Origin of the sequence: Polynucleobacter sp. Fuers-14, from assembly GCF_018882045.1 — a bacterium.
Lineage (GTDB): Bacteria > Pseudomonadota > Gammaproteobacteria > Burkholderiales > Burkholderiaceae > Polynucleobacter.
This window is the reverse complement of record NZ_JACVPG010000012.1, coordinates 15,178-30,477: the sequence shown is the minus strand read 5'-3', so window position 1 is coordinate 30,477 and position 15,300 is coordinate 15,178. Positions and strand designations below refer to the sequence as shown.

Sequence of the window (15,300 nt, the reverse complement as noted above, 5' to 3'; positions counted from 1 at the left end):
ATAGCGCTATGACAAGTATCGACTCTCCAAAAAATATCAAAAGTCTAGGAAAACAGTTGCGGGAAGCTCGTGAATCCCAGGGGCATAATCTGGCCATCCTGGCTGGCCAATGCAATCTTTCAGTGGTGCAGTTAACGGCAATTGAAAGAGGGGATAGTCTGCCATTTTCCCGCTCACAATTAAACCTTTACAAAGCCATTAAAACCTACGCTAAAGTATTGAAAGTGGATATCGAGCCTAGCAATTTAGTTGCCAACCTTGCAGAGGATGATATTTATATCCCGGAGTTCTTAAGAAAGAAGTAATAGGCTTTTGCTTAAAGCGCTTGTACCTACTATCAGTTCTATGTCTCTTTAGTTGCAGCCTGTTGGCTGCCGAGAGGCTGACTCTGGGTGACTGGGTTGTACAACCCACCCCAAACTCAATTGAGGCATCTACTAGCAATGAGGGAACATCCTTTGGACTCTATTGCCAAGCAGACCAGTGCATGTTTTATTTGCACGATACCTTGCTGTGTCAGCCAGGTGCACGCTCTCCAATTTTGATGAGTGGTATCGGTAATGCAGCCTCCTTGAGTATTCAATGTACCCAGATTAATGGAGTCCTCTTTCAGATACTGGAACCCTTTAATACTGTTTTCGATGAGCTCAAAAAGGGTGGGTTGGTGAGTTTTGCTGTACCTTTGCAAAATGGATCTTTTGGGGTATCTCGTTTTAGTTTGAACGGCGCCTTTGATGCAGTCAGAAAAGTATTACAAGATGCGGGTAAAAGTAAGCAAACCCAACCGCCGGTATTGGTGGCGCCGCCAGTTATTCGGATTGAGCCACCCAAATTGGTCATTCCGCCGCCCACTCCACCAGCAGTGCCTGGAGCAAGGCGCCTACAAGACATCATGATTTGATGTCTTAGCTGGCTTACTGCGTAATCTTAGCGCGTGGCCGCAGGTCTTTAACGGCCTCAATCAGATACTGCTGAACAAAGGCTTGGCGTAACTGGGGTTTAGATTCTTCAAAGCCCGGTAATTTGTAGTTCCGCTTATCGTCTAATTTAATAATGGCCCAGCCACCTTGCACCTGAATGGGGGCTCCATATGTGGCGCCTTTGTTTAACTTACCAACGAGCTGTTGTAGTTCTGGGCTAAGCTGCCCAGGGAAAAGCCAGCCCAATTGGCCGCCATTACTCTTAGCGCCATCAGCGATAGAGTATTGCTGGGCTAATTTTCCAAACAGTTCACCTTTATTGATGCGGTTAATGAGGTCGATGGCATCCGATTCGTTAGTAACAACAATTTCACTCACGCGATACTGAAAACCAGTGGTGGCATCCCCAGTCAGCTTGCGTTGGCGGTCATATTCCTCACGTAGCTGCTTATCCGTAATAGGGGATTGCTTAAAGTGATCTTCCACTAAAGCCTGAATTAAAAGCGTTTGGCGTAGCTGCGTGTATTGATCATCTAAATCAATATTTTTTTCCAAGTCCATGCGCTCGGCCTGTTGGGCTAGTAGCTCGCGATTAATGAGCTCATCTTTTAAGGCTTTTTGGAGCTCGGGTGTGTTCTTTTGACCTTGCGCCACAGCGGCTTTGACATTGAGCTCTAATAAGCCTTTTGTAAGCAGGGTGTTGTTTACCGTAGCAAAGAAATTAATGTTCGCTGTGCTTGACTCAGGGGCGGCAATCGCGATGAATGGGTAGCTTAAAGTGGCTGTAGCTAACAAGTAAAAAAGATGTTTTTTCATCACCAGATTATAAATGGACGGTTACCTAAATAGCCCTGCAGTGTATGAGTTACACGCCTATACTGATCAAATTAGACTTGAACCATTAAGCTAAGAATGAGAGTGAATCGGGTAATGAGGAAGGGCCATGAATAAGCCATTGATTCTGAGGTCGATCAAACGATTTTTATCGGCAGCGCTAGTAAGCTGTCTATGTTCTTGCGCGCCAAGCCCATTTGATTTAAGTGACCATACCCATATCTACCATGATGGGCAATTGGCATTGTTTACCGATCAAGACAATTGCTTTTTATCCATTACTGGTGAAATAAACCCGCAATTAGAAAAGTTAGTCCGAGAAAATGTAGCTGAGCTATCGGCAAAGAATTGCCACCAAAGAGTGGTGCTATTGCAATCTCATGGTGGCGACGTCAATACAGCCATGGTAATTGGTCAAATGATAAGGGCTCATAAGCTAACGACCCATATTCATAGTTATTGTGATTCTGCATGTGGATTTGTGTTTATCGGGGGAGTGTCTCGTACGGTCTCGATGGAGGCTAGCTCAGAAGCTGAATCCGCATTGGGGTTTCATCAGCCCAAACCTATGGATGGGTTGAGACAGTGTCTTAACCAAGCTCAAATTAACCCCATCCTTCTTGCAAATATCAAATCGTACTTACGAGAGATGTTGTCAAAAGAGGCTGCGGATGCCTATTATCAGGAGCTCATGAATGCTCCTTGCAAAGGGATGGATTACTTGAATGCTACCTTTGCAAGTTACTTCATGCAACAGGGCGGCAGCATTCTGACCTTGCAAAGAGTACTGGGACATTCAAGCTTGGCGATGACAATGAAATACGCTCATTTAGCGCCTGATCATCTTCAAGATGTCCTAAGGCTTAATCCAATTAATCAATTAATAGAGCTAGATAAACCAATCGAATTACAGAATGGTTGATCTTTTGTTGAACTATCAAAGAGAAAGCCCCGCAGGCGTTAACCTGTGGGGCTTATAGATACTGGTGGGTCGGGCGAGATTCGAACTCGCGACCAACGGATTAAAAGTCCGCTGCTCTACCGACTGAGCTACCGACCCAGTTAAGCCATAAATTATAGCAAGAAGTTTGTAGGCCTTCCCTGGGTTTGCGGGGTCTGCCCCTCAGCCCTTGTACTTACAAGTTCCTAGGAGTTGATCCGTCTGGCCACTGGTGGATTTTTGGAAAAATAGTCCTTAATTCCCTTCAAAATGGCCTCTGCAATTCGGTCTTGGTAGCCATCATCGTTCAGGCGCGCTTCTTCCTGCGGATTGCTAATAAAAGCCGTCTCAACCAGGATTGAGGGAATATCTGGAGCCTTCAATACCGCAAAACTGGCTTGCTCCACCTTCCCCTTATGTAGGGGTGCAAATCCTCCAATTTGCTTCAGAATCGAGTTGCCCACTTGTAGTGAGTCTTTGATCTGGGCCGTAGTCGACATATCCAGGAGTAGGTTAGCAACTTGACGATCTTGTGTTTTGATATTGATGCCGCCAATAAGGTCAGAAGCATTTTCTTTGTTCGCCATCCATCTGGCAGCAGTACTACTAGCTCCCATTTGGGATAGTGCAAATACGGATGCTCCCTTGGCGTTTCTTTCAATAAAGGCATCCGCATGGATTGATACAAATAAATCGGCTTCAACACGTCGTGCTTTTTGAACTCGGACATGCAGCGGCACAAAGTAATCGCCATCCCTTGTTAAGAAAGGGCGCATATAGGCTTCGCCTTCAATCTTGTCTTTGAGTCTCTTAGCAATTGCAAGCACTACATTCTTTTCTCGTGAGCCGGCTGCACCGATGGCGCCAGGATCTTCACCACCGTGACCAGGATCAATTGCAATCGTGATCAAACGTTTGTACTTAGCAGGCGCTGGTAATTCCTTGGGGTCTGGAATGGCTTGTGCAACGGGGGCGGCTGGAGTTTTGGCGAGCTCTTTCTCTTTCTTGGTAGCGAACTGCGCAATCAGATCCACTTCTTCATTGGATTTTTCCAGGGCGCTTTCTTTCTTGGCGCTACTTCTCACTAAAGCCATTAATGGGTCTGGTGGCGTAGTGGGGTAGAGATCAAACACCATGCGGTAGTTGTACTCACCAATGGGATCAAGCGTAAAGAGCTGTGGCTTGATGGGTTCTTTTAAGTCAAATACCAAACGCACAACTCCAGGCTGAAACTGACCAACCCGAACTTGCGAGATATACGGATCATTTGGCTTTACTTTGGCTACCAGATCTTTCAGAGTGGGATTGAGCTCCAATCCTTGCACGTCAACCACCAAGCGATCTGGATTTGTCAGAATCTGCTGAGTAATAGGCAATGGTGTATCGGACTCCAAGGTAACGCGGGTGTAGTCTTCGGAAGGCCAGACACGCACACCTAAGATCTTGGCACCCCAAGCAATGTCTATCTCGGTAAGCAGAAGGGCAAAGCTCAAGAGCTTTGCGGAAGTCTTAAGGTGCTGCCTTCTAGAGAGATTGATTTTTTTGGTACTCATTTATTATTTGCGCATCACTTCGGTTGGATCCCTTGTAATGCGCTTACTCCAGATTGGCTTAAAGCATTGAGCTTAATACTGCGCTCATTCTCATCTGCACCAGCAGACAGCTGAATCTGAATATCAAAATTTGGCAAAGTGCCTTCTGCTTTTTCTGGCCACTCAATTAAGCAAATACCTGGAACATCAAAATGCTCTGCAAATCCCGCTTCTTGCCATTCCAGGGGATCACGCATGCGATACAAATCAAAGTGGTGAACAGTGATTGCTTGATCTTTTAAAGCGAGTGGATAGGGTTCACACAATGTATAGGTAGGGCTTTTTACTTTGCCCTCATGACCCAGTGCTTGAATGAGGTATCTAGCAAAGGTCGTTTTGCCGGCACCAAGATCACCCTCTAGGGAGATATTTAAGTGTGAACCTGGCTGCTTAGTCAGAAAGTGCTCAAAACTGGCTGCCAGTTGCTTAGCAAGAGAGGCGGTATCGGCTTCCTGCCTACAATAGAGATCTATTGCAGTGAGCGGAATTGCCGTGGTTGCCTGTGTTTGAGCCATTCCCCTAGTTTATTCAATTATTGCGCTACATTCTGTATTCCATATGCCTTTATCTACTAGCCCTCAACCTTTAGATGAGTCCAATCTGCGTGATTGGCTTGGGGAGCAGGCTGCATCCTTGGGATTTGATGGCTTACACATTACCGACACCCATTTAGGACCTGCAACAGAACGTTTGCAGGAATGGCTGGCTGAGGGTCGTCACGGCCATATGGAATACATGCAACGCCATGCCGAATTACGCTCCAATCCTAAGCTATTGGTACCTGGTACAGTGCGCGTCATTTGTGTATCCATGAACTATCTCCCTCCCGAAACCGATTTCGATATCGAGTGGCAAAGATTAGAAGATCCTACTCAAGCAGTGGTCTCGATGTACGCCAGAGGGCGTGATTATCACAAGGTACTCCGTAATCGTTTGCAAGAATTTGCCCAACTCATTGAAGAGCGGATTGGGAAGTTGGGTTATCGCGTATTTACGGATTCGGCACCATTGATGGAAGTAGAGCTGGCGCGCAAGGCAGGCTTAGGTTGGCGCGGTAAACACACGCTCTTGCTCAATCGAGAATCTGGCTCGACATTCTTTTTGGGTGAGATCTTGGTGGATGTACCACTTCCATTGGATCAAGAGATTGAAGAGCATTGCGGTACCTGTACCTCTTGTATTGATATTTGCCCTACTCAAGCCATTACTGCGCCGTATCAATTAGACGCACGTAGATGTATCTCTTATCTCACTATTGAAAATCCTGAAGCCATACCAGTTGAATTTAGAAGTGCGATGGGTAATCGTGTGTATGGCTGTGATGATTGCCAACTGATTTGCCCATGGAATAAATTTGCTAAACGCACTGAGTTACCAGACTTTGCCAGACGCCATGGCTTGGGGCAGGCATCACTTTTGCACCTGTGGTCCTGGACTGAAGCGGAATTTGAGCGGCGACATGAAGGCAGCGCTATTCGCAGAATTGGCTATAGCCGCTGGCGTCGCAATTTAGCCGTAGCAATGGGCAATGCGCTAGCAAGCCCTGCTGTAGCAGATAGCGATAAGTTAGCAATACGCGCAGCTTTAAGTGAGGCACTTGGCCAAGTCGATGCTCTAGTGGCTGAGCATATTGAATGGGCCCTGAAGACCTAGAAGTCCTACAAAGTTTACAATTAAGTCATGTCATCCGCAGACCAGCCCTATATTGATCCTAGCGAAATCGCGCTAGAAGAGTCTGCGGCAGAGCGCTTTAAAAATCCACGCGATGCGTTTTGGTCTGGTATCCGGGATGCAGCGGGCGCTCCAGCAATGGTGCTCTTTGCTGGCATGGTGGGCTTCGGAGCAATGGGTAAAACCAACGGCTTTGATGTTTGGTTTACGACCTTTACTTCCTTCTTTATGTTTGCATTACCGGGGCAGGTGGTCTTGCTCGAGATGGCTACTACCGGCTCATCTGTTGTGGCTATCGCTTTGGCTGTCACGCTGACATCCACGCGCTTCATTACGATGACGGTGACACTCTTTCCTCAGTTCCACCAAAAAGATCGCAATCGCAGTCTTTATGCCTCAGTGCATCTGTTGGCAATGACTGCATGGGCTATCTCGATGCGCGAGTTTCATGCAATTGAGGTGAAGCATCGCCTCAGCTATTTTGTTGGTCTGGGCTTACTGTGCTGGTTGATTTCTATTCCGGGAACCATTCTGGGTTTTTACTTGGCGGGTATGGTGCCTAAACCAGTCACCTTAGGATTGGTATTGATTAACCCTTTGTTTTTCTTGCTGACATTTACTGAAGTAAAGCCTTGGATTAATCGTATTGCGATTTGCTTAGGCTGTATCTTTGGCCCCATCTTCTTCATAGTCGATCGTGATACCAGTCTATTAACCGCAGGAGTAGTCTCCGGAACCATCGCCTACTTTATTGATCGTAAGTTCTTGCGCAAAAAATCTGGGGTGCTTGGATGATGGACACAATCAACACCATGACTAACGCCCTCTCTGGATGGGGTTTGTGGATTGCTTTAGTGGGCGCCTGTCTGGGCACTTACTTCTGTCGTGCGATCGGTGTATTGCTATCGCAAAGCATCAACCAAGATAGCGAGATCTTCCGCTGGCTGGCTGCTGTGACCTATGCGATGGTTGCTTCTTTAACTATTCGTTTGATTGTGATGCCGCTCGGCCTGATGGCAACCGTACCTTTGTGGATACGAGTGCTGATTTGTGCTTTGGCTATCGGCGTGATGATCTCTAAACCCACCAAGCGCTTGGTTCCTGCCTTACTGACGGGAACTTTACTGATGGTAGGTTACGGCGTCATGCGTTAAATAAAAATACGCCGCCCCATTCTCTTTTTTGCTCTTATAGATGCGCCGCCAAAATTCTGGCGATATGCACAGCTTCTCGTTGGGTGCCATCGGCAATTTGATGGCGACAACTAGTGCCATCGGCTACCACCCAACTGTCTGGTGATTTACGAATACTAGGCAAAAGACTGGCTTCTGCCATTTGCTTAGATACTTCAATGTGCTCGGCTTCATAACCAAAGCTACCGGCCATACCACAGCAAGATGACTCAATCAGTTTCGGTTCTGCATTAGGGATGAGTTTGAGTAATTCCATTGCAGGGGTCACTGCAGCAAATGACTTCTGATGACAGTGACCATGAAACAGCACTGACTTATCAGCTGTCTTTAGATTCAATTTGAGCTTGCCTGCTCGTACTTCGCTAGCTAAAAACTCTTCGAGCAATTGCGCCTGCTTAGAAACACTTATTGCTTTGTCACCAAAACCCATCACCAGGGCCTCATCCTTCAAGGTAAAGAGGCAAGAAGGCTCTAAACCAATGATTGGGATGTTTTTGTCGGCATAGGGTGCAAGGTGATCAACCAGCTCGCCTAAGGTTTCCTTGGCTTTATCAACCATACCAGCTGCAAGATAAGTTCTGCCACAGCAAAACTCTTTGGAACAGGCGTTTTCATTGGTATTGGTTTGCATTATTTTATTTACTTGACTCTTGTGCGGAATATGCACGCGATAGCCTGCAGCATTGAGCACTTTTAGTGCCGCTTGGAGATTCTCATCTTCAAAGTAGGCATTAAAAGTGTCGGCCAATAGAACTACTCCCTTGCCATCAGTATTGCTAGCCAATTGCTCTGGGGTGTGTTGGTAAGTATTTGCCGCGTTCTGATTCCAGAAGGTCTTGCTTTTCCAACTCGGCAAACTTCTTTGTGCAGAAATACCCATGACCCACTCTTGGAACGTTGCAATAGGTTTAATGTGATTGCGCAAGTTGAGCAATGCCGGCAAGAATGGAATAGCGCTTATCGTATGGGCGTATTTAGGTAAATAGGCAACTGCCAAATCCCGTAACGAGTGTCCAACACGTTTCTTATAAGCCGAGAGGAACTCAATCTTCATCTTCGCCATGTCTACGCCAGTAGGGCACTCACGACGACAAGCCTTGCAGCTCACACACAGTTCCATTACATCTTTTATGGCATCGCTTGCTAATGGGGAAGATACTGGCGATGTTCCACTTTTTAGATCGAGTTGATTTGACAGTGCCAGACGTAAAGTATTCGCTCTGCCACGGGTAAGGTGTTTCTCATCACGTGTTACGCGATAGCTTGGGCACATCACTTCAGCGTCAAACTTGCGGCAATGACCATTGTTATTACACATCTCGACTGCTTTAGCTAAGCCCATAGCAGGATCACCGCCTGTGCCAGGAGCAGTGGTTGCTTCTGTGACAGCATCGTTTTGTACGTTCCAAGCAGACCAATCCAGCGCTGGTTGCAATGGAATGACTTTGTAGCTTGGCGGAAATCTAAAATTGCTCGCATCATCCATCTTGGGTGGATTAATGATCTTTCCTGGATTAAATAACCCCCTAGGATCAAAAGCATTTTTGATTTCTGCAAGGGCTTCAGTGATCTTGGGGCCAAACTGCCAGGAGATCCATTCGCCGCGGCATAGGCCATCACCATGCTCACCGCTATAAGCGCCTTTGTATTTGCGTACCAAAGCAGAAGCCTCTTCAGCAACAGCACGCATCTTCTGGGCGCCATCTCTGCGCATATCCAAAATAGGGCGCACGTGCAAGGTGCCTACAGAAGCATGGGCATACCAAGTGCCTCGTGAGCCATATTTAGAAAACACATCTGTTAAGGCTTGGGTATATTCAGCCAAACTCTCCAGTGGAACAGCGCAGTCTTCAATAAAGCTGACGGGTTTGCCATCGCCTTTAAGGCTCATCATGATGTTGAGGCCCGCTTTACGCACTTCCCATAAGTTCTTTTGCAGAGAAGCGTCGGACATGGGTACAACAGATCCAGGTAAACCCAGATCGCTCATCAGTTCTTGTAAGGCTTTCAGCTGCTCAAGCAATGGCGCATGAGACTCACCAGAAAACTCTACCAACAAGATGGCTTCTGGAGTTTGGGCTGTGTGATCAATTAAGGCAGTTTCGATGGTTTTCTTAAAGCTAGGATTGCTGCGCGCCAAATCAATCATGGTGCGGTCGACCAACTCAATAGCGGTAGGGCCGAGTTTCACAATATGTTGCGCGCTATCCATAGCTTTATAAAAGCTAGCAAAGTTCACAATACCCAGTACCTTGTGTTGCGGCAAGGGAGTAAGCTTAAGCTTGAGTGACTTAAAGTATCCAAGAGTACCTTCACTACCAACTAAAAGGTGTGCAAGGTTAACGCTGCCATCTTTTGTGTAAGGCAACTCACTCTGTGGATGAAAGATATCGAGGTTATAACCAGCAACGCGTCTAAGCACCTTCGGAAAATGCGCTTCGATTTCTGGTTGGAGTGTAGTAGCCAAGTTTTTAACGAAGTCACCTAGCTGCTTTGCGGCGCCAGTGCTGCTTGCGTAATCGCTGAAGTTGGTAATTCGGCCATCCGCTAACCACGCATCAATCCCTAAAACGTTATGCACCATATTGCCGTAAGCAATCGAGCGGCTGCCACAAGAGTTGTTACCTGCCATGCCGCCAATGGTAGCTTGTCCAGCAGTAGAAACATCGACTGGATACCAAAGACCGTGTTGTTTAAGTGAGCCATTGAGGTGGTCTAGAACAATTCCTGGCTCAACTTCAACATAGCCCTTATCCAGATTGAGATCTAAAACATTTCTGAAGTATTTGGTGTTATCAATAACAAGCGCTGCGCCAGTGGTTTGGCCGCATTGACTGGTGCCACCTCCACGAGGCAGAACAGGTACACCCATCTCAGCAGCAATCTGAATCGCACTCGCAATATCTTGAGCAGTCTTAGGCACAAACACAGCAACTGGCATCGCTTGATAAATAGAAGCATCAGTTGCATAGCGGCCACGACTCGCGCTATCCGTCATGACCTCACCCGAAGTCTCCTTGCGAAGACGTGCCGCTAAAGCCACCTGATCAACCATGAGTTCTTGAAGATCTAAGGGTTTGTACATGATTTGGTAGCTTCTGACAGGGATTCTGATTGGAGTAATTGAGCAACGACATCGCGTTTATTTCTGACGTGTTGAATCATAATATTTCTCATGCGGACACTATCTCGTGCCTTAAGGGCATCTAGCATTTCTTGATGTTCTTCCACAGCCTTTTCCCACTTGACGCCATCTTGATTGGAGCGAAAGCGTAATGCTTCAATGCGCGCATTCACTTGAGTAAAGAGTTTTGATAAAACAGGATTGTTTGCTGCCTGATTAATCAGATGATGAATGCGTAAATTGAGTTTGTAGTAACTGGATAAATCACGGCGCGCATAAGAGGCCATCATTTCATATTGGAGAGCTTCTAATTCAGAGAGAGTGGCATCGCTAATATTGTTGGCTGCCAATTCTCCGGAGAATCCCTCGAGGTCTGCAATGACATCGAAGGTATTTAATACATCTGCAAGGCTGAGTTGCACAGCAATCGCACCACGATTAGCGATCAGCTCCACCAGACCTTCAGCTGCCAAACGGCGAATCGCCTCCCGAATGGGGGTGCGGGAGACGTTGAGACTCTCAGCCAATTCACGTTCATTCAATTTGCTGCCAGGGGCAATCTTGCCTTCGACCAAAAGGGATCTCAGCTTCTCGAAAGTCGCTTCGTGCAAGTTTTGTGAATTCGGCTGCTCTATTACAGTCATGGATCAACCCTTATTTAAGCTCTTGGCTCATTAATTTGTATACAAAATAAGAATAAACCATCTTAAAGGATAAATACATCCTTTAAATGCTCAATTTAAGCTTTATTCTGATGATTATTTAAAATAATTTGTATACAAAATGGAAATTTCCCCAAAATTGTCATACACTAGCAGCAGAAATAACTACCTATAAACACTTTAAAAGTGAGACAAAGCATGTTGAAACTTGATAACCACGCATCAGGACGCCATTTTTTACATATCCCCGGCCCAAGTCCTGTGCCCCCACGCGTACTGCGCGCCATTAGCTATCAAACTATTGATCACCGTGGTCCAGAATTTGGTGCGTTTGGTCTCAAGGTATTGGATGGCATCAAAAAGATTTTTAAAACTGAGCAACCGGTCATTATTTATTCCGCGTCCGGAACCGGCGCTTGGGAAGGTGCATTAGTCAACGTTCTCAATCCTGGTGACAAAGTGTTGTTCTATGAAACTGGTCAATTTGCAAACTTGTGGCGTGCACTTGGTAAGCGTCTTGGTTTAGATGTTGAGGTGGTTGGTAAAGCCGGACAAGATTCTTGGCGTTGGGGAGTAGATGCATCTGTGATTGAAGAGCGTTTGCGCAAAGATACTGGTCATGAGATCAAAGCTGTTTGCGTAGTGCATAACGAAACTTCAACTGGCGTTACCTCCAATATTGCTGCCGTAAGAAAAGCAATTGATTCCTTAAAGCATCCAGCCTTATTGCTCGTAGACAGTGTATCTGGCTTGGGTTCAGCCGATTATGAGCATGACAAATGGGGCGCAGACGTAACTATCTCCGGCTCACAAAAAGGCTTGATGTTGCCACCTGGAATTGGCTTTAATGCTTTGTCACCACGTGCAATTGAAGTCAGTGAAAAAAACAAAATACATAAATCGTATTGGGCTTGGGATGAGATCCTAGAGTCTAATAAAAATGGATATTGGCCAACGACTCCCAGCACCAATTTGATGTACGGTTTGCATGAAGCTATGGACATGATGATGGCCGAAGGATTGGATGCGATCTTTGCGCGTCACCAGCGTTTAGCTGCTGCTTGTCGTGAAGCGGTGAATGCATGGGGTCTAGAAATTCAGTGTCAAGATAAAGACTGCTACTCACCAGTGTTGACTTGTATTGCAACACCAGAAGGTATGGATGCGGATGTATTGCGTAAACATGCGCTGGAGAAATTCAACCTCTCCTTGGGAACAGGTTTAGGCAAGATCAAAGGCAAGGCATTTCGTATCGGCCATTTAGGTGATTGCAATGAATTGAGCTTGATGGCCGCCCTCAGTGGGGTAGAGATGAGTCTGGGTTCTATGGGTTACAAACCCAAGGCCAGTGGAGTCGTTGCAGCCCAAGAGTTCCTTAAATAAGAAGTACTTAGGGCAACTTAGAGCAAATTAGGGTGGGTGGAGCCAGATTCCTCAGGTTCAATCTGGCTACACCCCTTATAATTCAAGTACTTATATAGAAGTGCATGAAATAAATACACCATATTCGAGATAGAAAGATTAAACATGACCGCTACTAAACCTTACTTAACTCAAGCTGATGCCCAAAAGATTTTGGATGCAGCAAATAAGCATGCGGCTGCCAATAATTGGGCAGTAACGATTGCCGTTTGTGATGACGGTGGTCATATGTTGGGCTTGATTCGTCGCGATGGTTGCGCTCCAGTATCTGCATACATTGCGCAAGAGAAGGCACGCACAGCTGCTATGGGTAAACGTGAGAGTCGCGTTTATGAAGAAATTATTAATAACGGTCGCACCTCTTTCTTATCTGCCCCACATATTTCGGGCATGTTGGAGGGTGGCGTCAATATCGATGTAAATGGTTTTACCATCGGCGCAGTCGGCGTTTCCGGCGTTAAATCGACCGAGGATGCTGAAACCGCTAAGGCCGGCATTGCGGCCATCCTGTAAGTTACCTTGACAAATACTGCTACTGAAATAAATTCTTCTACAGGGGTTAGCGACACCGCTACCCCTAGCATTGCTAATGCTGCTCCTCCAGCAACAATCACTTTTGCTGACTTTGGTTTAGATCCGAAAATCCAAAAAGCGGTTCTCGAGCAGGGTTACACCATTCCCACGCCTATTCAAGCGCAATCCATCCCGCATGTATTGGCGGGTAGCGACTTGATGGGTGCAGCACAAACCGGTACTGGTAAGACGGCCGCCTTTGTATTGCCGATCATTCAAAAGATTTTGCGTCACGCAAGCAATAGTGCGTCACCAGCGCGTCATCCAATCCGCGCATTGGTACTGACACCAACGCGTGAGTTGGCGGTGCAGGTGGCTGAGAATGCCGCTAGTTATTCAAAACACACTGATTTACGTGCTGCTGTTGTTTATGGTGGCGTGGACATGAAAGAGCAAGTCGCGATACTGCGTAATGGGGTAGAGATCTTGATCGCCACTCCAGGACGTTTACTTGATCACATTGGCTCTAAGGTTGCCAACCTCTCTCAAGTAGAGATTTTGGTTTTGGATGAAGCTGATCGCATGCTCGATATGGGTTTCTTGCCTGACTTGCAACGCATCATAGATTTGATTCCAGCACAAAGACAGACATTGTTGTTCTCTGCAACGTTCTCACCAGAAATTAAGAAACTGGCACAAAGTTATTTGCGTACCCCGGTAACAGTTGAGGTGGCTCGTCAAAATGCCGCTGCTGATACGGTGAAGCAAGTGGTGCACATGGTTTCTTCTGCCGACAAGCAACGCGCAATTGTCAAAGTGCTTGAAGCACGCACGCGTGCTGGCTTATCACGCCAATGCATCATCTTTACGAATAGTCGTTTGGGTTGCGCAAAACTCTCTCGTGCACTTGAGCGCGATGGTATTAAAGCGGGCGCAATTCACGGTGACAAGAGTCAGGGCGAGCGTACTTTAACTTTGGATGCCTTTAAGTCTGGCGCAATTGAAGCTTTGGTGGCAACCGATGTTGCTGCACGTGGTTTGGATATTCCAGATATGCCGTGCGTTATTAATCACGAGTTACCTTACAACGCAGAAGACTTTATTCACCGCATTGGTCGTACAGGTCGCGCTGGTAGCAAAGGTGACGCGATTGCCTTGGTGGATGCCAGTGAGAAACGTTTGCTCGACGATATTGAAAAGTTAATGAAGCGCAAGTTGGATGTGCAGCCCTTACCAGCAGGCGAGCCTTCTCAAAGCCGTCCTTCATCTAGTAGCTATGGCGGCTCCAGAAGCTCTTACAGCGCACCAGCAAAAATGTCTGATCCTTTCTTCTATAAGCCTTACGAGCCGAGCGCTCCCTCTGTAACCGCTGCAGCTAGTGCGGATGCCACCAAGCCAGAAGAGAAAAGAGCGGGCATTACTCCTGCTAAACCTGCTGTCGGTGCTTTGCTCGGCGGCTTTAAGAAAAAATAATTAACTAAGTTCGCCATGCATGAGTGGCTGCCAATAGCCACTCTGCAATAGTAATATTCTCGCCATCAGGCAAATTCTGTAATCCTAAATGTTTTGCCGCTTTACGCAGTTCCATCAGTGAGCGTTTCGCATCTTGCGTATTAATTTGGGTTGCCAAAGTTTGCTTACTGAGTTTTTCACCATATTCATCGAGCACCAGTGGTAGATGAAGATATTTTGGTCGTTTGTATCCCAATATCTCTTGTAGATAAATTTGCCTTGCAGTATTGCTCAGCAAATCTTTGCCGCGAACGATGTGGGTGATGCCTTGTTCTGCATCGTCAACAACAACAGCAAGCTGATAAGTAAACAAGCCATCACTTCTACGTAGAACAAAATCACCTACTTCTGTATTGAGAATTTGGCTTTGAAAGCCCAGAGCTAAATCCTCAAATTCAACATAGCAATTTGGGGGAAGAGCAATCCGCCAAGCTCGCTGCAATTCCCCAAAGGATTCTGTGGGATTACTGATTAATGTGGTGGGGCGGCAAGTGCCGGGGTAGACCAATTCGTTGTTGCGGGAAGCCTCTATTCCGAGCTTGGCCAGGGCATTGGCAATAGTTTGTCTTGAGCAACTGCAGGAATAGAGGCGCTCAAGCCCATTTAAGCGCTCTAAAGCCCTCTGATAAGCGTCTTGGCGCTGAGATTGATGAATAACCTCCTCGTCCCAAGAAAGGCCGCAGGCGAGTAATTGAGTCTGAATTTGCCCGGTTGCTTCAGGGAGGCACCTTGGGGTGTCCAAATCCTCGATTCTGAGCAGCCATTTACCCCCATTTTTACGGGCATCTAGCCAGCTTCCGAGAGCGGCAACCAGCGATCCGGCATGCAGTGGCCCGGTAGGGGAAGGGGCAAATCGCCCGCGATAGCCGCCGGCTGGGGATGGAGGGTTTTCGGGTGTCGACACAGCTAAAATCATC

15 protein-coding genes and 1 tRNA gene are annotated in these 15,300 nt (G+C 46.8%); 9 read left to right on the top strand and 7 right to left on the bottom strand.

Annotation, left to right across the window (positions count from 1 at the left end; genetic code table 11):
- The first annotated feature begins 8 nt into the window (after positions 1 to 8).
- Together ICN40_RS08555 and ICN40_RS08550 are read left to right on the top strand one after the other, a co-directional pair.
- Positions 9 to 305: a RodZ family helix-turn-helix domain-containing protein gene (locus tag ICN40_RS08555; protein WP_216243409.1), complete on the top strand. Its 297-nt coding sequence runs from the start codon at positions 9 to 11 to the stop codon at positions 303 to 305.
- Between the two features lie 182 nt (positions 306 to 487).
- Positions 488 to 901, top strand: coding sequence for a hypothetical protein (locus ICN40_RS08550; RefSeq protein WP_216243407.1), 414 nt, complete (start codon positions 488 to 490; stop codon positions 899 to 901).
- Between the two features lie 13 nt (positions 902 to 914).
- On the opposite strand, the gene ICN40_RS08545 is transcribed toward ICN40_RS08550, so the two are convergent.
- Entirely contained in the window at positions 915 to 1,736 is an 822-nt protein-coding gene (locus ICN40_RS08545; RefSeq protein WP_216243406.1) for a peptidylprolyl isomerase, read from the bottom strand.
- 127 nt (positions 1,737 to 1,863) lie between these two features.
- On the opposite strand from ICN40_RS08545, the gene ICN40_RS11850 reads away from it, so the two are divergent.
- Positions 1,864 to 2,676: a hypothetical protein gene (locus ICN40_RS11850; RefSeq protein ID WP_216243405.1), complete on the top strand. Its 813-nt coding sequence runs from the start codon at positions 1,864 to 1,866 to the stop codon at positions 2,674 to 2,676.
- Between the two features lie 62 nt (positions 2,677 to 2,738).
- Here ICN40_RS11850 and ICN40_RS08535 read toward each other — a convergent pair.
- The 3 genes from ICN40_RS08535 to tsaE all read right to left on the bottom strand — a co-directional run bounded on the left by ICN40_RS08535 (position 2,739) and on the right by tsaE (position 4,801).
- Positions 2,739 to 2,814: transfer RNA gene (locus tag ICN40_RS08535), tRNA-Lys, on the bottom strand.
- Positions 2,815 to 2,900: 86 nt separating this feature from the next.
- On the bottom strand, positions 2,901 to 4,247 hold the full coding sequence (locus ICN40_RS08530; RefSeq protein WP_216121252.1) for an N-acetylmuramoyl-L-alanine amidase: 1,347 nt from the start codon (positions 4,245 to 4,247) through the stop codon (positions 2,901 to 2,903).
- A 14-nt stretch (positions 4,248 to 4,261) separates the two neighbouring features.
- The gene (tsaE, locus tag ICN40_RS08525; RefSeq protein ID WP_072583979.1) at positions 4,262 to 4,801 is read right to left on the bottom strand and encodes a tRNA (adenosine(37)-N6)-threonylcarbamoyltransferase complex ATPase subunit type 1 TsaE; all 540 of its coding nucleotides are present in this window, start codon (positions 4,799 to 4,801) and stop codon (positions 4,262 to 4,264) included.
- Positions 4,802 to 4,844: 43 nt separating this feature from the next.
- Between tsaE and queG the strand changes: the two genes are divergently transcribed.
- Genes queG through ICN40_RS08510 form a run of 3 tightly spaced genes read left to right on the top strand, consistent with a single transcriptional unit; the run spans position 4,845 to position 7,111 of the window.
- Positions 4,845 to 5,939: a tRNA epoxyqueuosine(34) reductase QueG gene (queG, locus tag ICN40_RS08520; protein ID WP_216243404.1), complete on the top strand. Its 1,095-nt coding sequence runs from the start codon at positions 4,845 to 4,847 to the stop codon at positions 5,937 to 5,939.
- Between the two features lie 27 nt (positions 5,940 to 5,966).
- On the top strand, positions 5,967 to 6,752 hold the full coding sequence (locus tag ICN40_RS08515; RefSeq protein ID WP_216243403.1) for an AzlC family ABC transporter permease: 786 nt from the start codon (positions 5,967 to 5,969) through the stop codon (positions 6,750 to 6,752).
- A gap of 17 nt (positions 6,753 to 6,769) precedes the next feature.
- Positions 6,770 to 7,111 (top strand): AzlD domain-containing protein, encoded by a 342-nt coding sequence (locus ICN40_RS08510; RefSeq protein ID WP_255561295.1) that lies wholly within the window; start codon positions 6,770 to 6,772, stop codon positions 7,109 to 7,111.
- Between the two features lie 34 nt (positions 7,112 to 7,145).
- On the opposite strand, the gene ICN40_RS08505 is transcribed toward ICN40_RS08510, so the two are convergent.
- Both ICN40_RS08505 and ICN40_RS08500 read right to left on the bottom strand, forming a co-directional pair.
- Positions 7,146 to 10,235 carry an FAD-binding and (Fe-S)-binding domain-containing protein gene (locus tag ICN40_RS08505; RefSeq protein WP_216243402.1) on the bottom strand — a complete coding sequence of 1,030 codons (3,090 nt, stop codon included), beginning with the start codon at positions 10,233 to 10,235 and terminating at the stop codon, positions 7,146 to 7,148.
- Entirely contained in the window at positions 10,220 to 10,918 is a 699-nt protein-coding gene (locus tag ICN40_RS08500; RefSeq protein ID WP_216243401.1) for a GntR family transcriptional regulator, read from the bottom strand. Before ICN40_RS08500 ends, ICN40_RS08505 begins: the two co-directional genes overlap by 16 nt.
- Before the next feature lie 216 nt (positions 10,919 to 11,134).
- Between ICN40_RS08500 and ICN40_RS08495 the strand changes: the two genes are divergently transcribed.
- The 3 genes from ICN40_RS08495 (at position 11,135) to ICN40_RS08485 (ending at position 14,344) form a co-directional block, all read left to right on the top strand.
- Positions 11,135 to 12,319: an alanine--glyoxylate aminotransferase family protein gene (locus ICN40_RS08495; RefSeq protein WP_072583973.1), complete on the top strand. Its 1,185-nt coding sequence runs from the start codon at positions 11,135 to 11,137 to the stop codon at positions 12,317 to 12,319.
- 144 nt (positions 12,320 to 12,463) lie between these two features.
- Positions 12,464 to 12,871, top strand: coding sequence for a heme-binding protein (locus ICN40_RS08490; RefSeq protein ID WP_072583972.1), 408 nt, complete (start codon positions 12,464 to 12,466; stop codon positions 12,869 to 12,871).
- A gap of 6 nt (positions 12,872 to 12,877) precedes the next feature.
- Positions 12,878 to 14,344, top strand: a complete 1,467-nt coding sequence (locus tag ICN40_RS08485) for a DEAD/DEAH box helicase (protein WP_216243399.1) — start codon at positions 12,878 to 12,880, stop codon at positions 14,342 to 14,344.
- Positions 14,345 to 14,348: 4 nt separating this feature from the next.
- On the opposite strand, the gene gluQRS is transcribed toward ICN40_RS08485, so the two are convergent.
- Positions 14,349 to 15,299 carry a tRNA glutamyl-Q(34) synthetase GluQRS gene (gene gluQRS, locus ICN40_RS08480; protein WP_216243397.1) on the bottom strand — a complete coding sequence of 317 codons (951 nt, stop codon included), beginning with the start codon at positions 15,297 to 15,299 and terminating at the stop codon, positions 14,349 to 14,351.
- Position 15,300: the final 1 nt, after the last annotated feature.